The 20,991-nt window shown below is 68.5% G+C and carries 22 protein-coding genes; 17 read left to right on the top strand and 5 right to left on the bottom strand.

The window, feature by feature from the left end:
• Positions 1-10: 10 nt before the first annotated feature.
• Complete coding sequence (locus tag NVU01S_RS30190) at positions 11-475, bottom strand: tellurite resistance TerB family protein (protein ID WP_244467187.1); 465 nt, start codon at positions 473-475, stop codon at positions 11-13.
• A gap of 289 nt (positions 476-764) precedes the next feature.
• Here NVU01S_RS30190 and NVU01S_RS30185 point away from each other — a divergent pair, with 289 nt between their 5' ends.
• Positions 765-1,217: a hypothetical protein gene (locus NVU01S_RS30185; RefSeq protein ID WP_052280409.1), complete on the top strand. Its 453-nt coding sequence runs from the start codon at positions 765-767 to the stop codon at positions 1,215-1,217.
• 67 nt (positions 1,218-1,284) lie between these two features.
• Here the strand turns inward: NVU01S_RS30185 and NVU01S_RS30180 are convergent, their stop codons facing one another.
• Complete coding sequence (locus NVU01S_RS30180; RefSeq protein ID WP_043667819.1) at positions 1,285-1,872, bottom strand: TetR/AcrR family transcriptional regulator; 588 nt, start codon at positions 1,870-1,872, stop codon at positions 1,285-1,287.
• Between the two features lie 71 nt (positions 1,873-1,943).
• Here NVU01S_RS30180 and NVU01S_RS30175 point away from each other — a divergent pair, with 71 nt between their 5' ends.
• The 3 genes from NVU01S_RS30175 (at position 1,944) to NVU01S_RS30165 (ending at position 6,198) form a co-directional block, all read left to right on the top strand.
• Positions 1,944-2,756 (top strand): SDR family NAD(P)-dependent oxidoreductase, encoded by an 813-nt coding sequence (locus tag NVU01S_RS30175; RefSeq protein ID WP_043667817.1) that lies wholly within the window; start codon positions 1,944-1,946, stop codon positions 2,754-2,756.
• Positions 2,757-3,676: 920 nt separating this feature from the next.
• Positions 3,677-4,660, top strand: coding sequence for an alpha/beta hydrolase family protein (locus tag NVU01S_RS30170; protein ID WP_244467186.1), 984 nt, complete (start codon positions 3,677-3,679; stop codon positions 4,658-4,660).
• Between the two features lie 536 nt (positions 4,661-5,196).
• Entirely contained in the window at positions 5,197-6,198 is a 1,002-nt protein-coding gene (locus NVU01S_RS30165; protein ID WP_043667812.1) for an alpha/beta hydrolase family protein, read from the top strand.
• Between the two features lie 248 nt (positions 6,199-6,446).
• Here the strand turns inward: NVU01S_RS30165 and NVU01S_RS30160 are convergent, their stop codons facing one another.
• Together NVU01S_RS30160 and NVU01S_RS30155 are read right to left on the bottom strand one after the other, a co-directional pair.
• Positions 6,447-7,316, bottom strand: a complete 870-nt coding sequence (locus tag NVU01S_RS30160; protein WP_043668068.1) for a PaaX family transcriptional regulator C-terminal domain-containing protein — start codon at positions 7,314-7,316, stop codon at positions 6,447-6,449.
• Positions 7,317-7,390: 74 nt separating this feature from the next.
• Positions 7,391-7,984 (bottom strand): hypothetical protein, encoded by a 594-nt coding sequence (locus NVU01S_RS30155; RefSeq protein ID WP_043667809.1) that lies wholly within the window; start codon positions 7,982-7,984, stop codon positions 7,391-7,393.
• Positions 7,985-8,153: 169 nt separating this feature from the next.
• Here NVU01S_RS30155 and NVU01S_RS30150 point away from each other — a divergent pair, with 169 nt between their 5' ends.
• The 9 genes from NVU01S_RS30150 (at position 8,154) to hisH (ending at position 17,683) form a co-directional block, all read left to right on the top strand.
• Entirely contained in the window at positions 8,154-8,507 is a 354-nt protein-coding gene (locus NVU01S_RS30150) for a DUF4870 domain-containing protein (RefSeq protein ID WP_082031959.1), read from the top strand.
• A gap of 198 nt (positions 8,508-8,705) precedes the next feature.
• Positions 8,706-8,927, top strand: a complete 222-nt coding sequence (locus NVU01S_RS44480; protein WP_175068925.1) for a hypothetical protein — start codon at positions 8,706-8,708, stop codon at positions 8,925-8,927.
• Positions 8,928-8,959: 32 nt separating this feature from the next.
• A complete protein-coding gene (locus NVU01S_RS30140; protein ID WP_043667803.1) occupies positions 8,960-9,826 on the top strand; it encodes an arylamine N-acetyltransferase family protein in 867 nt (288 codons plus the stop codon).
• Between the two features lie 50 nt (positions 9,827-9,876).
• Positions 9,877-11,628, top strand: coding sequence for a penicillin-binding transpeptidase domain-containing protein (locus NVU01S_RS30135; protein WP_043667800.1), 1,752 nt, complete (start codon positions 9,877-9,879; stop codon positions 11,626-11,628).
• Between the two features lie 156 nt (positions 11,629-11,784).
• Positions 11,785-13,383: a serine/threonine-protein kinase gene (locus NVU01S_RS30130; RefSeq protein ID WP_043667797.1), complete on the top strand. Its 1,599-nt coding sequence runs from the start codon at positions 11,785-11,787 to the stop codon at positions 13,381-13,383.
• A 562-nt stretch (positions 13,384-13,945) separates the two neighbouring features.
• Positions 13,946-15,283 (top strand): histidinol dehydrogenase, encoded by a 1,338-nt coding sequence (gene hisD, locus NVU01S_RS30120; RefSeq protein WP_043667791.1) that lies wholly within the window; start codon positions 13,946-13,948, stop codon positions 15,281-15,283.
• Positions 15,280-16,413 (top strand): histidinol-phosphate transaminase, encoded by a 1,134-nt coding sequence (locus NVU01S_RS30115; RefSeq protein WP_043667788.1) that lies wholly within the window; start codon positions 15,280-15,282, stop codon positions 16,411-16,413. Before hisD ends, NVU01S_RS30115 begins: the two co-directional genes overlap by 4 nt.
• Positions 16,414-16,433: 20 nt before the next feature.
• The gene (hisB, locus tag NVU01S_RS30110; RefSeq protein WP_029902504.1) at positions 16,434-17,051 is read left to right on the top strand and encodes an imidazoleglycerol-phosphate dehydratase HisB; all 618 of its coding nucleotides are present in this window, start codon (positions 16,434-16,436) and stop codon (positions 17,049-17,051) included.
• Positions 17,048-17,683, top strand: coding sequence for an imidazole glycerol phosphate synthase subunit HisH (gene hisH / locus NVU01S_RS30105; RefSeq protein ID WP_042256063.1), 636 nt, complete (start codon positions 17,048-17,050; stop codon positions 17,681-17,683). The genes hisB and hisH overlap by 4 nt, the downstream gene beginning before the upstream one ends.
• A gap of 2 nt (positions 17,684-17,685) precedes the next feature.
• On the opposite strand, the gene NVU01S_RS30100 is transcribed toward hisH, so the two are convergent.
• A complete protein-coding gene (locus NVU01S_RS30100) occupies positions 17,686-18,093 on the bottom strand; it encodes a hypothetical protein (protein ID WP_043667785.1) in 408 nt (135 codons plus the stop codon).
• A gap of 256 nt (positions 18,094-18,349) precedes the next feature.
• Here NVU01S_RS30100 and NVU01S_RS30095 point away from each other — a divergent pair, with 256 nt between their 5' ends.
• The 4 genes from NVU01S_RS30095 (at position 18,350) to NVU01S_RS30080 (ending at position 20,990) form a co-directional block, all read left to right on the top strand.
• On the top strand, positions 18,350-18,898 hold the full coding sequence (locus tag NVU01S_RS30095; protein WP_052280408.1) for a hypothetical protein: 549 nt from the start codon (positions 18,350-18,352) through the stop codon (positions 18,896-18,898).
• 10 nt (positions 18,899-18,908) lie between these two features.
• Entirely contained in the window at positions 18,909-19,364 is a 456-nt protein-coding gene (locus NVU01S_RS30090; RefSeq protein ID WP_043668065.1) for a MarR family winged helix-turn-helix transcriptional regulator, read from the top strand.
• Between the two features lie 64 nt (positions 19,365-19,428).
• Positions 19,429-20,160: a bifunctional 1-(5-phosphoribosyl)-5-((5-phosphoribosylamino)methylideneamino)imidazole-4-carboxamide isomerase/phosphoribosylanthranilate isomerase PriA gene (gene priA / locus NVU01S_RS30085; RefSeq protein ID WP_014983285.1), complete on the top strand. Its 732-nt coding sequence runs from the start codon at positions 19,429-19,431 to the stop codon at positions 20,158-20,160.
• Positions 20,157-20,990 (top strand): inositol monophosphatase family protein, encoded by an 834-nt coding sequence (locus NVU01S_RS30080; RefSeq protein ID WP_043667782.1) that lies wholly within the window; start codon positions 20,157-20,159, stop codon positions 20,988-20,990. Before priA ends, NVU01S_RS30080 begins: the two co-directional genes overlap by 4 nt.
• Position 20,991 lies beyond the last annotated feature (1 nt).

Raw genomic sequence — 20,991 nt, 5'->3', positions numbered from 1 at the left:
CGGTGACCGATCAGAGTCCGAAGTCGCGCGGGTTCAACTGCAGCGTCTGACAGGCGTCGCGGACGGCGGCGAGCTCGGCCTGATCGAAGCTGCCGTCGGCGTTGCCGACCATGATGCCGATCTGGATCACGGCGCTCGCCTCGGCCGGTTTACCCGCCGCCTTGCCGATCTGCTGCAGCACGTACGCGCGACCGAACGCGGGATCGCTGGTCAGGCGGTTGCAGTTGTCCTCGAACCGGGCGCGCAGGTCGTCGATGGGGAAGTTCTTCAGCACCTGATCGGCGGCGATGAAGTCGGCCACCTTCCGCCGCTCGGTCTGGTCGATGGTGCCGTCGGCGGCGGCCACCAGTGCGCAGATGCCCATGCTCGCGTCGCGGAAGGAGCCGCCGCGCAGGTCGTTCTTCTTGGCCAGCAACTGCGCCTGCCATCGCGGCGCATTGTCCATCAGCTTGCTGATCAAGGTCGCATTCGACACGAGGCGATTCAAGAAGGACACTGCCGACTCCCCGGAACAGGTTCGGGCAGGTCGACGCATACGGCGCCCGAACTCGGAACGAATACCCGGACGGTAGCAGACCGCGGCCGAACAGTCGCTGGGGCAAGGGGTTCGGTCAGTCCACGGGTGTCCAGGCGCGGACCAGATCGAGCAGGCCGGGAAAGCGGGCGTCGAGATCCGCGATGCGTACCTTGCTGCGCCGTTCCAGGCCGTACCGCTGTCGCTGGGTCCGTCCCTGCTCGCCGACCTGCTCGGTGCGGCGAGCGGAGTGGTCGCGGGCGGACTGGCCTTCGCGATGTTCCTGGGCGCCACCGGTATTCAGCTCGCCGCCCGGCGATTGCGGGTACGCACGATGCTGCTCGGCGGCGCACTGGCCACCACCGCGAGCATGCTGTGCCTGGTTCTCGCGGTAGTGCTGTCGTCGCTGCCGTTGTTCGCCGCAGCGGCGGTGCTGGCCGGATCAGGTCAGGGGCTCGGACAATTCGGCGGCCTTACCGCAATCAGCGCCTGCGTCCCCGCGGGTCGTCTCGCCGAAGCGAACGCCGCCCAGAACGTCGGCGGCTATCTCCCGGCGGCCGTTCTCCCCCTCATCACCGGATACCTCAGTGACGCAATTGGTTTGACTGCCGGAACAACTGCCTTCGCGATCGTCGTGAGCGGCGCGGCGATCACGGGCGGAGTGTTCGTCGCTCTACGCGCGGGGGAGGTCGCGACGGTGTGAGGAGCGTGCCGGGCTTCGTCGGGCAAAGCCGGTGTCCACCTTCGAATGTTGTTGCGAGCGCGCCGATCTAGCGGCGGATGGTGGCGACCGCATCCTCGAAGAGGTGTTCGGGGTCGTCGGCCCCGCCGGAGCGGTACCACGCGTCGACGGCGGCATCGAGGCAGGCCAGCGCGGCGGCGACGAACGCGAGTGCCCGAGGGTCGGGGGCCGGGGAGGCAGGCAGGCCGAGGCGGCGCTGCACCTCGGGGGCGAGCAGTTCCTGCCAGCGCAGCTGCTTCTCCAGGTGCCGGGCGCGCAAGGAGGGCGCCTCGTGGTGGATGCGGGCGAGGGTGAGCTGCTCCTCCTGGGTGCCCTCCGACTGCTGGAGCACCAGGAAGGCTTTTCGGATGGCGGTCCAGGCCGACTCGTCGCCCGGGCGGGCTGCCAGCGCCGCCCGCACCGACTCTCCCAGCGCGTCGGTGTCGCCCAGGACGACGTCCTCCTTGCTGCCGAAGTAGTGGAAGAAGGACCGGCGGGAGATGCCGACCGCGGTGGTGATCTGGTCGATCGTCGTCGCCTCGAAGCCGTTCTCCGCGAAGAGCCGTACTGCTGTGGCGGTGATTTCGGCTCGAGCCGCGCGGCGCGCGCGTTCGCGGAGCGTAGGGGAGTCGGCCATGCACCCAGTCTACTTATCTTCGTCGAGTGCAGTGTATTGCACTGAGTGCAAATAATGCATATGGTGCAGCTATGACTCCGATCAACTTTTCCGGCCAGACCACGGTCGTCACCGGCGCCAGTTCCGGCATCGGTGCTGCTTTCGCCCGCGAACTCGCCCGCCGCGGCTCCGACGTCGTCCTCGTCGCGCGGCGGCAGGACCGTCTGGAGGTACTCGCCGCAGAACTGCGGACGCAGCGCGGCGTGCGCGCCACTGCGGTCGCCCTCGACCTGAGCGAGCCGGGCGCGGGCCGGCGGCTGGCCGCTGACCTGGCCCGACGGAACATCGCCGTCGACGGCCTGGTGAACAGCGCCGGTTTCGGTACCGACGGCGCCTTCCACGAAGAGGACCCGGACCGCCTCACGGACGAAATCAACGTCGACGTCGCCAACCTCGTCGACCTCACCCGCGCGTTCATCGAACCGCTCCGCGCCTCCGGCCGGGGTGTTCTCGTGAACGTCGCGAGCATGACGGCCTACACGCCGATGCCCGCGATGGCGGTCTACGCCGCCTGCAAAGCCTTCGTCCTCAGCTTCACCGAGGCGCTGTGGTACGAGTCGCGCGGCACCGGCCTGCGGGTGCTGTCACTCGCCCCGGGCCTGACCCGCACCGAGTTCTTCGATGACCTGCGCAGCGGAGAACACCGGGGCACCTACCAGACCCCCGAACAAGTCGTCGCGACAGCGATGCGCACCCTCGACCGCGGCCGGCGACCGAGCATCCAGTCGGGCCGCCTGAACGTGCTCGTGGCGCAACTGCCCCGTTTCACCACCCGGAAAACTGCCGTCCTGCTGAGTGGAATGATCTCGGCGCGGTCTTCCGGGGCCGTGGTCGCGGCGTCATAGTGCACTGATTGTCTTGGCCCGCCTCGGTTCAGGCCACGGCTTTGCTCAGCCGATGGCGGGCGTGGGGATCGAGCCGCCTGCCGATGGGTCCGGTCTCGAGCGGCTTTGGGTCCGGTCTCGAGCGGCTTGGGGGAGAGGGCGGGGCGGGTGGTCTGTACCAAGCGACAGATAGGTGGGGGTTCACAGGGTTTCGATACGGTTCACAGGGGTTGTAGCTGCTGTGAACCGTAGGGAAGCTCTGTGGAGCACCCGGACGGACCGGCGCGCGCAGCCGACCATGTCGGAAACCCCAGTTTGCCGTGGACCAAGCGACAGCTTGGTGCGTGTCGACACGCGGAAACCGCACAGCTGCACCACTTCTCGGGATCAACACCCTTTCTGGCCGCCCAAAACCAGTGCAAGTCCCGAGAACTGGTGCAGATCCCAAAGCGCCCGCACACCATTCACCCGCCCCCGAAAGGAAGCGCTCGAGAACGGCACCACAGGCAGATGACCACGCCGGGACGAGACACCGCGCGACTGACGTGCGCCTACAGCCGGGTACGGCACCCGACGTGCTCAGCACTATCCATGTAACGCCAGCGGCAGGCACACCGAACTGAGCTGGCAAACTTCGGAAGCCAGCCAACAAGCCCAAACGCAACGACCCGGATCAACGATGCCTCGGATCAACCGCCCTCGGCCGACGATGTCCGGGCCTGGCCGATGCTTCGGGTTGGTGATGTCTTGAACCGACAATGCCTCGGGCCAGCGGTGTTTCGGCCGATGACGCCCCGGACCGACAATGTGCCGGACCCCGGGGTTCGCGTCACTGAGAAGCGAAACCGTGCGTTGGACGTGGGCGGACGTGTTCCGGAGCAGAAAGGTTGCGCCACGTGTCGGCGGTCAGGGGCGGGCGGGCGCCGTGCCATCATTCGAGGATGAGGCGCGGGAAAGTACTGGTGGCGGTGGGTGTGCTGTGGGGTGCGTTGGTGGCGGGTGCGCCGGTGGGGGTGGCGGAGCCGGAGTGTGTGGCGCAGGTGGGGGTGCGGGCGGTGACGTTGACCGTGGATGGGGAGGAGGCGACGGGGCGGGTGTACGAGCCGTCGGGGTGCGGGACGGCGGCGCCGGCGAAACTTGTTGTCGCGGTGCATGGTCACGACGGGTCGTCGGCTGACTATGCCGGGTATCTGATGTCGATTTCGCGGCGGACCGGGACGCCGGTGCTGTCGATGGATCTGCGGTCGGCGGACAGTGTGTGGCGGACCGGCGAATGGAATCTGTGGGCGGGACAGCACGATATCGTGGCGGCGACGCAGTGGTATCGCAGCGAGCATCCGACCATCGAGCGCACCGTGCTGTGGGGCTGGAGCCAGGGTGGCATCATGAGCGGCCTCGCGGCGATGCACGGGCCGCGCGGGCTGTTCGATTACTGGGTCGACAATTACGGTCCCGCAGACGATTTCACGATGTGGCTGGCCGCGGGCAAGGTCGACCCAGCACTGCCCGGACAGATCGAACGCGACGCGGGCGGTTGCACACCGCTCGTCTGCCCGCAGGCCTACATCGAGCGTTCCCCCGCGCTGCTGGCCGACCGGTTGGACGTGCGCCGCACCTTCCTGGTCCACGGCACCGCCGACGATGTGGTGCCCTACCCGACCTCTCTGGAAATGCGCGCCGGACTGCTCGCCGCAGGCAAACCCGTCTCGATGTACACCGTCGTCACCGGCCGCGACCTGAACGGCACCGTCGTCCCCGGCGATCACAGCGTCGGCCCCGCCTTCTTCGAGGGCGGCTGCGTAGTAGAACGCCTCCTCCTCGGCACCGAACCGTCCGACGGCCCCGACCGCGACTACCTCATCGACGTCGCCCACAACATGGTCACCGCCCCCGCCCCACCCCCGAATGCCAAGTGCGCCGCATGATTTCGGCGCGAGCATGGAGCGGAGCCCACCCCATCGGCGGATCTCGATCCGTCTCGCGGGTTCCCGATCTGAGCACAGAATGCTGCGAGTATCCGCTCCGTCATATATCGAACACGCATATTGCACCGGGCACCGGGCACTAAGCACCAAGATCCGTGCCTCCGCGCATCGCGTGCCAGGGACATTGACGGCACCCCCTCGGACGTCAGTGCGCCGACCACGCGCCACGCGCCGCGTGCCGCGTGCCGCGTGCCGCGTGCCGAGCGACACCGACGCCACCGCCCGGCCGGACGTCAGTGCTCTGCACAAGCGCTGAGTGCCATGTGTGACTGCCCGGGGGTGTGGTCGTACGTCTGCCCGTCCGTGTAGCTGTAAACGCTGCCGGCTGCGAGCTGATCGAACTCCTGAAGGCGGGCGCTGAGGCGCATGACTATCGGAATTATAACGATCGTATCTGCTACGTTAGTTATGTGAATCGATCGTATGGCACGTCGTCGGCTCCGGAGAAGCGGGCCCGACGGTGGTGGCGTCGCACGTTGATCGCGGCCGGGTGCGTGGTGGCGCTGGTGGTGGGTGCGGGGGCGTGGGTGATCTATGCGAACGACTTCGACATTCGGCAGGAGGAATTGACGATTCCGGGGTCGACGCAGCCTTTACGCGCGACCTTGGCGATGCCCGGGCGCGGGAAAGGGCCTTTCGGCCTTGTCGTGTTCGTGCACGGGGACGGGCCCGCCGATGCCAGCCGTGACTCGTTCTACGAACCGATCTGGGAGTCGTTCGCCAAGGCCGGATACGCGTCGCTGTCCTGGAACAAACCGGGCATCGATGGGGCGCAGGGGAATTGGCTCGACCAGAGCATGCACGACCGCGCTGCCGAGGCCGAAGCGGCGATCGCGTGGGCGCGCCGGCGTGGTGATATCGATCCCCGCAGGATCGGCATGTGGGGGATCAGTCAGGGTGGGTGGGTCGTACCCGAGGTGGCGGCGCGGCATTCCGAGCTACAGTTCGTGATTCTCGTTGGCGCAGCGGTGAATTGGTTGCGGCAGGGCGAATACAACCTGGTCGCCGAGCTGCGGTATCGGGGCGCTTCCCAGGCCGAGATCGATGCCGCTCTCGATCGTCGCAACGTCGGAGTGCGGTTGCTCCGCGAGCACGCTACCTATCAGGAATATCTTGCAGTCCAGACCGACTCGGAGCCGATGTCCGAGGACCGCTGGAACTTCGTGCTGCGGAACTATCGGGCCGATGTGACCGCGGTCCTGGCAGACGTCGAGGTCCCGGTGCTGCTGATACTGGGTGCGGACGATCTCAACGTCGACGTCGACGAGACCGAACGTGTTTACCGCGAAATCATTCCGCCGCAACAGCTCACGGTGCAGCGCTACTCGAACGCTTCGCACAGCATCGTCGAGTCCCGCTTCGGCAACGACCCGGACTGGCGTGCGACCGTGGTGGCGCTGTTCGCACCACGTTCGCTCTACGCACCCGGCTACCTGGATGCATTGCGCGAGTACGCGGAACGGCAACCGGTCCGCTGAGTGCCTTCGTCGAGCGGCGGGTCCGCTACCTGCCACTTCGCATCTATTCGATCGGTTCTCGCTGACCAGATAGATCGGTGCGCATGCCTTGCGCCAACGCGACATCCAGCATCTCGAAGAACCGTCCGGTGTCACCTGCGCCATATTGCCGAGAATGCGCGGGCCGGATCATCCGGAGGGATTCAGGTGCGCCACGGCGGTGTCGCCGCATCGAACGTGGCGCCGAGGTCCGTGGCGCCGGGTCGGGACTACGACAGGTCGGCGGCCGCGCCGGTGATATTCGTGTACCAGCGGAACAGTCGAACTGGTTGCGCGGGATCGGATTTGCGAAGCTCCGCCCAGCACGCGGCTACCGCCGCACGCGCGGCGGCGCCGATCCACGGCTGGGGGAGTAGTTGCGGTGGCAGCAGCGGATCCGGCTCCATCGCGTGCGTGAATTCCGCAGCCAGCGCGACTGCGATCGTCAGATGCCGAATGCGGGAGGCGGTTCGCAGTTCGCCCAGGTAGTGTTCCGCGGCGTCGAGTAGCCGCCGGTGGCCGGCGGCGATGCGGTCGAGCGGCCACAGCTGCTCGGCGATGTCGCGCGGGGCGAGGTGACGACCGAGCGTCAGATCGCTACTGGTGAAAGTGGTGATCTGGTCGAGGACACCCAGCTGCGCTGCCGCGGAACGGATTCGGTCCTCCCAAGGGTTCGCCGAGACGTACAGGCCACCCTGAATCGGTGCGCCACCGAGTCGGACGATGGTGTCGCGCATGGCATCTCGTGCGTGCCGTGCGGATTCGGGAACACCGAACGCGACGAGACGCCAGCGGCCGTCCCAGGACGCCTCGCCACGATCTTGGGCATACATGTAGCGCATGAACTCGAGGTCGGGTTCGAGGCTGTTGCGGGTCAGGTCGGTTGCGCGCAGTACGGCTTTGCGGCCGCGACCTTCCTGGACGAAGCGGCCCTCGGCTACGAGTCGTTTGAGGCAGAGCCGGACCTGTTGATCGCTCATTTCCAGCGCGTTGGCGACGTCGTAGAGTTCGCCGGCGTCGATGGTCGCGTCCTCGCGGACCAGGCTCTCCACCAGCATTCGGGTCGAGATCTCAGCATCGAGGAACTGCTGCTGGCCCACGCTCACCTCGCTCCACCTCTGCCACGAGCTTCAGCTATCGAATCTCATACGTTCGGTCGTGTTTCGATCGATCACTATACGTTCTCTCCGGCGGCCGATGTCGGTCCCACTGGGTTCGACGCAGGGAGGCGACCATGGCCACGTTGCGGGTCGGTTGTCAGCGTGTCCGGAACTTCACCGCGGTAGGGCATCCATCTGTAGCCGGGTTGGAAGACGGCGTAATCGTCACCTAGGCCCAGTTCGGCGTGGAGGGCGTCGCAGAGTACGAGACCGCTGATCGCGCCGTCGCGTAATTCGTCCAGCCAATCGGCTTCGAGTTCGACAGGGTCGACTGTGTCTTCAGGATCCCAGCCGACCCGTGCGGCCACGTATCCATCGAAGGCAGTGAGTAGCTCGTACATTCCGTGGCCGAGTTCGGTCAGCTCCGCCGCGGTGAGCGTGAATCCGGGGAGCGAACCGTCCAGGGCGACGCCGAACCCGACACCTACCGGCAGTAGCGACAATTCGAGGTATGGACCATCGGAGCGCAGTATCGGCCCGTGGATCGGTATGCGCCGATCGCCCGCAGTGAGCAGGCTCGTCCGGCCGGAAGCGCAGGTGAGCAGTGCTGAACGCGCCGCGTGCATGTTGTCGCCGAAGTTGATTACCAGCTCGAAACAGTACGCCACGACCCCACTCCATCTTTCGTGCCGATCGACTCTAGCTGTTGCTGATCGATACTCCCTGCGGAGACGGGTGGCTGGGGTGGAAAGTTGGGATCGGTAGGTGGTGGGGGCGGCATGTACTTGGTTCATGACATCTTCTCAATCTCCTGCTAACCGACCGCAGTCCACCGGGTTGGACAAGAAGACCAGTGCGATCCTGTCGTACGCGCTGGGCTGGGTCACCGGGCTCATCTTCCTCTTCGTGGGAAAGAATGATCCGGATGTGAAATTCCATGCGGCGCAATCGATTGTCTTCTTCGGGGCGGTCTCGGTGGTCAATATCGGGTTGAGCATCGTCGGCTCGCTTCTGGGGGCACTGGGGATCATCTTCAGCCTGGCCGGACTCGTGCTCGCGGTGTTCTCGTTCGTCGTCTGGATCATGGCGATGGTCAAGGCGAACGGTGCCGGCGGTGTCCGGGCGGAACTGCCGTTCGTGGGACGGTTCACTGCCCCGTACGCCGATCGCCTGGCCGACTCGATCAACTGACTGCGCTCCGCGTCCCCCCGCGCTGCACCGCATCCCGAAGCCCAACGGCCCGAGGCTATCTCGGGCCGTTGGCGGCTCTGCCGCGACTGTCTGGATTGCTGGATCGCTTCGAGGCCCGTGAGTGGATCGCGCGCCGGATCGACCCGGGCGACGGCCGCTACACCCTGGCCACGCTGACCGAGGCGGGGCCGCAAGCAGGTGATCGACAGCGCGCCGGGGCACGTCGCGCAGGTGCGCTGCCTCGTCTTCGATCCGTTGACGACCGCGCAACGTCGCCGTCTCGGCACCGCGCTGTCTCGCGTCGCCGAGACGGTACGGCGGGAGATAGCCGGTCCGGCCCATATTCCGCCCGTCACCATGGCGGATCCCACAGGACGGGCACCGGGACGTGGGAACATGATCATGACCACCCGGGGTTGACGTGAGTACACCGACGACGAAGTGAGGGTGCGATGACGAAGCCGACCGATCCGGCCTACCACTGGAACAACGCCGAGCTGGATCTCGACGGGTATCTGGCCCGGATCGGCTTCGACGGTGAGCGCGCACCGACGTTGCGGACCTTGCGGGAGCTGGTGCGGTTGCACACCACCACGATTCCGTTCGAGAACCTGGAGATCATTCTCGGCAGGCCGGTGCTGCTCGATCTGGAGTCCTTGCAGGAGAAGCTGATTCGGCAACGTCGCGGCGGCTACTGCTATGAGCACGTCACCTTGTTCGCGGCGGTGCTGGAACGCCTCGGATACGACATCATCGCCTTCAACGGCCGGGTGACGATGGGTGCCGAGCAGGGACTGCGTCCGGCCACGCACGCGCTGCTGCGCGTGAGGACCGCGGACGACGACCGGGTCTGGCTGGTCGACGTCGGATTCGGCTCCGGCCCGCTGGAGCCCTACGAATTATCCACCGACACCGGCGAATTCAGTGCCGGCGCATGGCGGTTCCGGTTGGAACACACGCTCGGTGAACTGGACAGTGACCGTTGGGTGCTGCACCAGTTCGGCAAGGACGGCTGGATCGACCGCTACACGTTCGCGACCACGCCGCAGTACCGGATCGACTTCGCGGTCGGCAACCATTTCGTCTCCACCTCGCCGCGTTCGCCGTTCACCACCCGGCCGTACGCGCACCGCTTCCTGCCCGACGCCGACCACATGATCGACGGCACCACCGTGGTCACCACGCGTCCGGACGGCAGCAGCGACACCCGGGAGATCGAGGTGTCCGAGGTGCCGAAGGTCCTGTCCGAGCTGTTCGACATCGACCTCACCGAGGCCGACGCCGCGAAGCTGGTCGAGGGGGACTGGCAGCGGCGGTGACCGGGCGTCGCAGCTGCCATCCGGAACTACCTGCCGTTACAGTCGGCGGGGTGCGTACCCACCGGAAGTGCCTCGTCCTGTTCGCCGCACCCGCGCTCGTGCTCGCCGCCTGCTCGTCCGGACCGGACCAGCCCGACACGGTCGCGGGCCAGTTCGCCGACGCGCTGACCCGCGACGATATCGCCGCGGCGGCCGACCTCACCGACGATCCGGCGAAGGCCACCGACACCCTGGGCAAGCTCTACGACGGCCTGGGCAAGGAGGTGAAGTTCGATGTCCGTACGATCGACAAGAACACCTTCACCCTGGCCGCCACCTGGAAGCTCGGCAACGACGGCAAGTCCGAGTGGACCTACACCACGACCGGTGCCGCGAACGACCGCGGCGACGGCTGGAAGATCGCCTGGAACCCGGACACGGTCGCGCCCGGTCTCGCGGCAGGGCCACTGACCTACAGCCCGGTCTACCCGCAGCCTGCCCGGGTGCTCGATGCCAGCGGCGGGGACCTGATGACCCAGCAGGTGGTCACGCTGGTCAATGTGAGCCCCGGCGCCGACACCGGCGCGCTGGCCGGACTGCTCGGCCCGATCTCGCCCGGTATCACCGCCGCCTCGTTGCAATCGGAACTCGCTGCGGCGCAGGGCAAGCCGATCACCGCGATCAGTTTGCGGGACGCGGATATCGCGCCGATCCAGGCACAGCTGGCCGCGCTGCCCGGCGTCACGCTCGCCCCGCAGACCCGGCTGCTCACCACGGACAAGGCCCTGTCCTCCCCGGTGCTGTCCGGTCTCACCGAACTCTGGCAGCAGACCGCCGAGGAGAACGCGGGCTGGGCGGTGCGCGCGCAGACCGCGCAGGGCACGCAACGGGTCGGCGGCCAGGACGCGAAGCCGACCACCGATATCGCGACCACGCTGGACATCGACCTGCAGCACGCGGCGGAGGCGGCGCTGGCACCGATCACCCAACCCGCCGCGATCGTCGCCCTGCAGCCCTCCACCGGCAACGTCGTCGCGGTCGCACAGAACGATGCCGCCGACGCGCAGGGCCCGATCGCGCTCACCGGCCTGTACCCGCCGGGTTCGACCTTCAAGACGGTGACCGTCTCCGCCGCGCTCGAGGCGGGCACGGTGACCCCGGACACGGTGCTGCCCTGCCCGGGCGTCGCGACCATCGAGGGCCGCCGCATCCCGAACGACAACAACTTCGATCTCGGCTCGGTGCCGCTGCACACCGCGTTCGCGCGTTCCTGCAACACCACCATGGGCGCGCTCGCGGTGAAGCTGCCCGCCGCCGCGCTGACCGACGCCGCCGCGCAGCTCGGGCTCGGCATCGACTACGTCACACCGGGTTTGACCACGGTCACCGGCAAGGTCCCGCCGGCCGACACCCCGACCCTGCGCGTCGAATCCGCCATCGGCCAAGGACAAGTCACCGCAACGCCGTTCGGTATGGCGCTGGTCGCCGCGTCGATCGCGCACGGCTCGGCGCCCGCGCCGGCGATCGTCAAGGGCAAACCCGGCACCGCGGACAAGACGCCCGCGCCGTTGCCCGCCACGGTGGTCGAGCAGGTGAAGACGATGATGCGGGAGACCGTGACCGCGGGCACCGCCACACAGTTGCGCAATATCCCCGGTTTGCTCGGCAAGACCGGCACCGCGGAGTTCATCGACGACAAACACGCGCACGGCTGGTTCGTCGGGATCGCGGATGACCTGGCATTTGCCGTGTTCATCAATGATGCCAACAGTTCTGGCCCCGCCGTCGACGCCGCGGGCCGGATGCTGCGCGCGGTGCGCTAGGCCCCGCACCGCGATGTGGGCGCAGAATTCGCCCATGCTGAGGAGCGCGGAAGTTCCACGGCCCGCTACACTCGTCCCCGGACCGCGTCAGTAAGCAATAAGCGGGATGTCACGATTTCGAGAAGGTTCGGAGTAGGCGCCATCGATACCGGTCAGTTGATCGCGGAGCATTACCGCCTGGTCGAGCGGATTGGTAGCGGCGGCACAGGCGTGGTTTGGCGTGCCATCGATGAGCGCCTGCAACGCTCGGTGGCCGTCAAGCAGATCCACATCAAGCCGAGCCTGCCCGAGGCCGAGCGTGACGTGGTCCGGCAGCGTGCGATCCGGGAGGCCCGCAACGCCGCCCGCTTCCAGCATCCCAATGCGATCGTCGTGTTCGACATCACCGAACATCAGGGCGACCCGTGCCTGGTGATGGAGTACCTGAAATCCAACAGCCTGGCCGCGGTGCTCTCCACCCAGGGGCCGCTGCCGCTGACGCATGTCGCCCGTATCGGTGAGCAGGTCGCTTCGGCGCTGATCGCCGCACATCAGGCCGGCATCGTGCACCGGGACGTCAAGCCGGGCAACATCTTGCTCGACGATCACGGCACCGTGAAGATCACCGACTTCGGCATCTCCCGGGCCGCGGGCGATGTCACGCTCACCGAGACCGGCCTGATCTGCGGTACCGCCGCCTATCTCGCGCCAGAGATGGCCCGCGGCGCCGACCCGACCCCTGCTTCGGACGTGTTCGCTTTGGGCGCAACGCTTTTCCACGCGCTGGAGGGCGAGCCGCCGTACGGCGCGAACGCGAACCCGCTCGCGGTGCTGTACGCCGCCGCCAACGGTCAGGTCAGCGAACCGCGTAATGCCGGCCCGGCCACGGATTTCCTGCTCGACCTGCTCAGCCCGGACCCGCAGGACCGGCCGACCATGCGCGCGGCGCTCGATCACCTCGCCGCCTTCGCCGACTCCGGCCCGGCGCCGGTGGCCGCCGGATTCGTGCCCGCCAGTGAGGCTTTCGTGCGCCGCCGCAACGGCGCGCCGGAATCGGCGACGCGGGCGCTGCGTCCGTCGGCGGTCTCGGGCGCGACGCACCATCCGGCCGAGCGGCAACTCCCGCCCGACCGGCAGCACGCGCCCGACCGCCAAGCCAGGCAGCGCCCCGCGCCTCGTCCGCCGCAGCACAACACCGCCGCGCACCCGCGCACTGCGACCCAGCCGCGCCCGGTGCCGCGCAAGTCCGGCAGCAAGCGCAAGGCCGTCCTGGTCGGCGCGCTGATCGGCGGGATCATCGCCGCGGTGGCGGTGAGCATCGCCGCGATGTCTCGCGAGGACACGAATCAGCCCGTGGTGCAGGCGAATCCGCCGAGCTCGAGTGTGTCGAGCGGCGGCACCAGTTCCGCCCCGGCCGCTGCCGCGGTGGGCAAGACCAAGAGCGTGGGCAAGGTCGACCAGCGGGCGGCGATCGACCAGGTCGTCGACTTCTACACCAACCTGTCCGATCTGGACCTCCCGGCGGCGTGGAAGCGGTTGACCCCCGCGGCCCAGCAGGTCTACGGCAGCCAGCAGGCCTTCGAGAGCTACTGGACGAAGAACCGGCTCACCGGCTTCAACACCGTCGACACCGCGGACAGCGGCAGCGGTAGCGGCGACGGCTCGGTGGCAGTCAATGTGGCGAGTGTGACCTACGGCGGTCAGAACAAGTCGGTGACGCTGCGGATGATCAACTCCGGCAACGGATCCGCCTTGATCGACACCGATACGCGCTGAGCCTGCGGATCGACGGTTCCGACGGGTGGCGGATTGCGCGACCGCCCTCGTGCCGGACCGCATGGTAGCCGACGTTTTCGACGGATGATGGCCTGTGGCCGCCCTCGTGCCGGAGCGCATGCTGGCCGACACTTCGACGGGTGGCGGGCTGCACGACCGCCCTCCTGCCGGATCGCATGGCGGCCGACATTTTCGACGTGGTTGCGTCCGGTGTGGCCGACCCTGCGCCCCGTCGGCCGCTCGTCCTCGATCCGGGGACTCATCGGTCTCGGAAACTTCTGGTCAGCTGATCACCAGGTAATGGTGGCGGCATCGGCCGAGAGCCCACCGCCAGGATTACCTGGTGATCAGGTGACCAGCGCGGAATCGTGCGAGGATCGCGACGGCCTCCACCTCGACGAGGTGTTCGGGGATGTCGAGGGCGGCGACGCCGATCAGCGTGCCGGGAGGTGCGGGGGTGACAGCCGAGTGGACCGGGCGGATAACGGGTGGCGTCGGCCCACTAGGCTGGTAGCTGCAACTTTCCTGTTGCGGATCAGCTGAGGACAAGGATCGACACCACATGACAACCCGCATCGAGCTCGCCCGCGTCGATTTGCGCGGTCGCACTCCCTCCGTTGCCGAGCTGCGCGCCGCGCTGCCGCGCGGGGGAGTCGACGTGGACTCGGTGCTGCATCAGGTGCGGCCGGTGGTGGAGGCGATCCGGGACCATGGCGTTTCGGCGGCGCAGGAGTACAGCGAGAAGTTCGACGGTGTGATCCCGGCCACGGTCCGGGTCCCCGCGGCCGAGCTGGAAAAGGCGCTGGCAGACCTGGACCCGGCGGTGCGCGCGGCGCTGGAGGAGTCCATCGCCCGGGCCAGGAAGGTGCACGCCGATCAGCGTCGCACCGACAAGACCACCGAGGTGGTGCCCGGTGGCACCGTGACCGAGCGCTGGGTGCCGGTCGAGCGGGTCGGGCTGTATGTGCCCGGCGGTAACGCGGTCTACCCGTCGAGCGTGGTGATGAACGTGGTGCCCGCGCAGACCGCGGGCGTCGGTTCGCTGGTGGTCGCCTCGCCGCCGCAGGCGCAGTTCGGCGGCCTGCCGCATCCCACCATCCTGGCCGCCGCGCAGTTGCTCGGCGTCGACGAGGTGTGGGCGGTCGGCGGCGCGCAGGGCGTGGCGCTGCTGTCCTACGGCGGCGTCGACACCGACGGCGCGCAGCTGGAGCCGGTCGACCTGATCACCGGACCGGGCAACATCTACGTGACCGCGGCGAAGCGGCTGTGCCGCGGCCTGGTCGGCATCGACGCCGAAGCCGGCCCGACCGAGATCGCGATCCTGGCCGACGCCACCGCCGATCCCGTGCACGTGGCCGCCGACCTGATCAGCCAGGCCGAGCACGACGTGCTCGCCGCCAGCGTGCTCGTCACCGACAGTGCGGCGCTGGCCGACGCGGTCGATGCCGCGCTGAGCCGGCAGCTGAGCGTGGTGAAGCACGCGCACCGGGTCACCGAGGCGTTGCGCGGCAAGCAATCCGGCACGGTGCTGGTCGACGATATCGAGCAGGGGCTGCGGGTGGTCAACGCCTACGCCGCCGAACACCTGGAGATCCAGACCGCCGACGCCGCCGCGGTGGCGGGCCGGGTGCGCAGTGCCGGTGCGGTTTTCGTCGGCGCGTACGCCCCGGTGAGCCTCGGCGACTACTGCGCCGGATCCAACCACGTGCTGCCGACCGCCGGATGCGCAAGGCACTCTTCGGGTTTGAGTGTGCAGACGTTCCTGCGCGGGATCCACGTGGTGGAGTACACCGAGGCGGCGCTGAAGGATGTCGCCGGGCATGTGGTGGCGCTGGCGAATGCCGAGGATCTGCCCGCGCACGGCCAGGCCGTGCAGGCACGTTTCGAGGCGCTGTCATGAGCCGTCCCGTGACCGTGCCGGGGTCGGGGATCGGCCTCGGCGATCTGCCGCTGCGGGAGAACCTGCGCGGCAAGAAGCCCTACGGCGCACCGCAATTGACGGTGCCGGTGCAGTTGAACACCAACGAGAACCCGCACCCGCCCAGCCGGGCGCTGATCGACGACGTCGCCGAGTCCATCCGGATCGCGGCCGCAGACCTGCACCGCTATCCGGACCGGGACGCAGTGGCGTTGCGCGCCGGGCTCGCCGAATACCTCACCCGGCAGACGGGTGTCGCGGTGACCGGCGACAACGTCTGGGCCGCCAACGGTTCCAACGAGATCCTGCAGCAGCTGTTGCAGGCGTTCGGCGGGCCGGGCCGCAGCGCACTGGGTTTCGTGCCGTCCTATTCGATGCACCCGATCATCTCCGAGGGCATCGACACCGAATGGGTCGAAGCCCAACGGGGCGCGGACTTTTCCCTCGACGTCGACTACGCGGTGGCCGTTATCGCCGAGCGTTCGCCGGACGTGGTGTTCGTGACCAGCCCGAACAACCCCACCGGACACAGCATTCCGGTGGCCGAGCTGGCCCGGATCATCGAGGCCGCGCCGGGCATCGTGGTGGTGGACGAGGCCTACGGCGAGTTCTCCGCGCAGCCGAGCGCGCTCGCCTTGATCGACCGGTTCCCGGCCAAGCTGGTGGTGACCCGGACGATGAGCAAGGCCTTCGCCTTCGCCGGTGGCCGCCTCGGCTACCTGGTCGCCGCGCCCGCGGTGATCGACGCGATGCTGCTGGTCCGGCTGCCCTACCACCTGTCGGTGGTCACCCAGGCGGCCGCGCGCGCCGCACTGCGGCACGCGGACGAAACGCTCGGCAGCGTAGCCGAACTCGCCGCACAGCGAGACCGGGTGGCCGCGGCGCTGCGCGAGCTCGGTTTCGACGTGGTGCCCAGCGACGCGAACTTTCTGCTGTTCGGCCGGTTCAGTGACGCGCCGCGCACCTGGCAGCGCTACCTGGACCACGGCGTGCTGATCCGCGATGTCGGCATTCCCGGCTATCTGCGCACCACGATCGGCCTGGCCGCGGAGAACGACGAATTCCTGAAGGTCAGCCGCATCCTGGTCGACACCGACCTGACGCCCCGATGAATCCGCCTGTGGAGGAAGCAATGACGAACCGAACCGCGCGGGTGGAGCGCATCACCAAGGAATCCAGCATCGTGGTGGAGCTGGACCTCGACGGGACCGGCAAGACCGAGATCGCCACCGGCGTCCCGTTCTACGACCACATGCTGACCGCGCTCGGCGCGCACGCCAGCTTCGACCTGACCGTGCGGGCCGAGGGGGATATCGAGATCGAGGCGCACCACACGGTCGAGGACACCGCGATCGTATTCGGTCAGGCGCTGGGCAAGGCCCTGGGCGACAAGGCCGGTATCCGCCGCTTCGGCGACGCCTACATCCCGATGGACGAGACCTTGGCGCACGCCGCGGTGGACGTGTCCGGGCGGCCGTACTGTGTGCACACCGGCGAGCCGGAACACCTGCTGCACGCGGTCATTCCGGGCTCCGGCCCCGGCGCGCCGTATTCGACGGTGCTGAACCGGCACGTCTTCGAATCGATCGCGTTGAACGCGCGGATCGCCTTGCACGTGCGCGTGCTCTACGGCCGCGATCAGCACCACGTCACCGAGGCCGAATTCAAGGCGGTGGCACGGGCTTTGCGCGCCGCGGTCGAACTCGACCCGCGGGTGCAGGGCGTGCCGTCCACCAAGGGGACGCTGTGAGCCTGAAATCTGTTGCGCTGCTGGACTACGGCTCCGGCAATCTGCACTCGGCCGAGCGGGCGCTGGCGCGGGCCGGGGCCAAGGTGGAAGTGACCGCGGACCCCGAGATCGCCTTGGCCGCAGATGGTCTCGTGGTCCCCGGCGTCGGCGCGTATGCCGCCTGCATGGCCGGACTGCGCGCGGTGCGCGGGGAGCGGATGATCGGTCAGCGGCTCGCCGGCGGCAGGCCGGTGCTGGGCATCTGCGTCGGCATGCAGATCCTGTTCGAACGCGGGGTCGAGTTCGGCGTGCAGACCGAGGGCTGCGCGGAATGGCCGGGCACGGTGGAACGTCTGGCCGCGCCGGTGCTGCCGCACATGGGCTGGAACACCGTCGCCGCGCCGGCCGACAGCATGCTGTTCGCGGGCATGGACGCCGAGACCCGCTTCTACTTCGTGCACTCCTACGCCGCGCAGACCTGGGAGCTGCCGCCCGGCCAGCATTTCGCCGCGCCCAAGCTCACCTGGGCCGAGCACGGCGTGCCGTTCCTCGCCGCGGTGGAGAACGGGGCGCTCTCGGCGACCCAGTTCCACCCGGAGAAGTCCGGCGACGCCGGCGCCCAGCTGCTGCGCAACTGGGTGCAGTCGCTCTAGGGTCAGTTGGTCTCGGCCCGGTTGACCAGCCACCGGCCGTCCACGTTCACGACGGTGACCAGCAGCGACATCTTGTTGGTCTTGGGCATGCCCTCGGTGGCGTCGCCGGTCGTGGTCTGCACCACGGTGAGCGTGACGTCGGCCTGGTTCGCGTCGCCGGACACCACGCGGCAGTCCACCGAATTGACCTCCGCCCTGGTGTGATTGGCGGTGAGCCCGTCCAGGATCGTCGGCTTGGCCCGCTCGAACTCGTCGCGGAACCCGCCGGTGGTGACGTCGAGCATGCGCCCGGCATGCTCGCCGAAGTTCGCGTAGTCGTAGGTGCCCGCGACCCGGCCGAATTCGCACCCGGCCAGCCGGGCCTCCTCGGGCGGTGCGGCCGCGGCGGTCGGCGCGGTGGCGATACCCACGGCGCAGCAGGCTGCCGAAAGGGCGGACAGGGCAGCAAGAGTCGAACGTGACATACGGGAACCCCAGGGAGAGTAGGGAATAAGCGATCGGAGTGAGCGCCGAGGCGAGACACTACCGGCCCGCGGCCCGGTCCGGAGCCCGTTGCCCGCGATCACGGTCTCCGGGTAGACCCTGAGTGCCCTGCGCCGAATATCGGGGACCACACCGGATCCGCGCGCGCCCGCCCGCGGCTACGGTCGATCCGAGGAGGGCGCCATGCGACGCGGCACCATTGCCTCGGTCGTGCTGACGGGTTACGCGGTGCTCGCGTGCTTCGCCTTCGCGACGACCGCGGCGGAAACAATCTTTCTGTACCCCAACATCTTTCGGGATGTCCCCGACTCACTGGCGCTGACCGAGCAATTCATGAGCGTGGTCGCCGTCGGCGATGTGATGCGCCCGCTCGGCGCGGCGTTGACAGTGTGCGCGCTACTCGCCGGTGCGGCGGCGCTGTGGGCGCGGCTGGGCAGGCGATGGCTGGCGTTGTCGCTGGCATCGTTGGTGAGCGGCCAGTTCCTGCTCTCGATCCGGTACCAGTGGCCGCGGGCCTCGATCCTGTTCGACGATCGGGCCGAGCACACACTCGACGAGATCCAGCGTGCCGCAACCGAGTTCCAGTTCGGGCAGGGGTGGCGCATCCTGGCGGCGGCACTCACCGCGCTGTTCGCCGTGGCGGCCGCGCTGGTCTGCTATCGCGCACGGATCCGCGCAACTGTCTCGGCCAGCTCCGTCGATCATGTGGTGGGTGTTCCCGGCACGGGCTAGATTGGCCGTCATGGCGATCGCGCGCGACGGGGCGCCGGACAGGCTCGGTGCTATGCCGACGCGACTGGTGGACCAGGTCGCGCTGCTCGCCAACCGGGCGGCCGAGCGGGCGCTGGACAGCACCGGTTCGCGGCGGCATCACTACGCGCTGCTCGCGGTGCTGGGTGAGACGGGCGCGGCCGGGCAGGCCGAGATCGGCAAGCGCACCCGGATCGACCGCAGCGATATCGTCACCGCGGTCAACGAACTGGCGGCCCGCGGCTTCGTGGTACGCGGGCCTGACCCGGGTGATCGCCGCCGCAAGATCGTCACGCTGACCGAGACAGGCGCGGCGCATCTCGCCGAACTGGACCGGCGACTCGCCGGGGCACAGGAGGAATTGCTCACCGGGCTCGCGCCCGCCGAACGCGCCGAACTCGTCCGGCTGCTCACCCACATCCTCGATCGGCACCACCCGCCGCGGTGACCTGTGCGGCCATTCCCGCAGGCCGGAGGCAGGGCGCGAAGACGGAACGACTAGGCTGTTCAAAGTGAGTCTTGTGCTGCTGCCCGCCGTCGATGTCGCCAATGGAGAGGCCGTGCGCCTCGTGCAGGGGGAGGCCGGTAGCGAAACCAGCTACGGCTCGCCCCGCGAGGCGGCGCTGGCGTGGCAAGAGGCGGGCGCGGAGTGGGTCCATCTGGTCGACCTGGACGCCGCCTTCGGACGCGGCTCGAACCGGGAACTGCTCGCGGAGGTGGTCGGCGAGCTCGACGTGAAAGTGGAGCTGTCCGGCGGTATCCGCGACGACGATTCCCTGGCCGCGGCGCTGGCCACCGGCTGCCACCGGGTGAACCTCGGCACCGCCGCGCTGGAGGACCCGATCTGGTGCGCCAAGGCCCTCGCCCAGCACGGTGAGCGGATCGCGGTGGGGCTGGACGTGCGGATCATCGACGGCGAACACCGGCTGCGCGGGCGCGGCTGGGTCAGCGACGGCGGCGATCTGTGGGAGGTGCTCGAGCGCCTGGAACGGGACGGCTGCACCCGCTACGTGGTCACCGACGTCACCAAGGACGGCACCCTCACCGGCCCGAACCTGGACCTGCTGCGCGAGGTGTGCGCCGCGACCGACGCGCCGGTCATCGCCTCGGGTGGCGTGTCCACCATCGACGATCTGATCGCGATCGCCGAACTGGTGCCGGACGGCGTCGAGGGGTCGATCGTCGGCAAGGCGCTCTACGCGGGCCGGTTCACCCTGCCCGAGGCGCTGGCCGCGGTGAGATGAGCCAGGATTCCCCGGCGCTGCCCGACCTTTCGGCGCTGCTCGGTATCGCGCGCGAAATCCTGGACTCGGTCACCTCGCGGTTCGTCGAGGGCGTCGGCGCGCCGAGCGCGGTGACCAAGGGCCGCAACGACTTCGCCACCGAACTCGACCTGGAGCTGGAGCGCACCATCTCGGCACAGCTGGAGCAGCGCACCGGGATCGGCGTGCACGGTGAGGAATTCGGCGGGCCGGACCTGGTGTCGGGCACCTCGTGGGTGCTCGATCCGATCGACGGCACCTTCAATTACTCCTCCGGGCACCCGCTTTCGGGCATGCTGCTCGCTCTGGTGCACGAGGGCGAGCCGGTGCTCGGTCTCACCTGGCTGCCGCTGCTCGGGCAGCGCTATGCCGCCCAGGCCGGCGGGCCGGTGCTGCTGAACGGTCAGCCGTTGCCGCCGTTGCCGCACGGCAAGCTCGCCGAGGCGATGATCGGCTTCGGCGCGTTCAATGTCGATGCGCGCGGCCGGATTCCGGGCCAATTCCGGTTCGATCTGCTCGGCCCGCTGAGCAGGCTCTCCTCGCGGGTGCGGATGCACGGCTCGACCGGAATCGACCTGGCGTTCACCGCCTCCGGGGTGCTCGGCGGCGCGATCGTGTTCGGGCATCATCCCTGGGACAACGCCGCGGGCGTGGCGCTGATCCGGGCGGCGGGCGGTGTCGTCACCGACCTGGCAGGGGAGCCGTGGACCATCACCTCGGGTTCGGTGCTCGCCGCGGCGCCCGGCGTGCACGAGGAACTGCTCGAGATGATCTGCACGGTCGCCGATCCGGCGACCGCGGAGGAAGGGTGAG

It is taken from the genome of Nocardia vulneris (assembly GCF_001613425.1).
In the GTDB taxonomy this organism is placed as follows: Bacteria; Actinomycetota; Actinomycetes; order Mycobacteriales; family Mycobacteriaceae; genus Nocardia; species Nocardia vulneris.
Note: the sequence above shows the minus strand (reverse complement) of the source record. Positions and strands in the feature narration are given on the sequence as shown.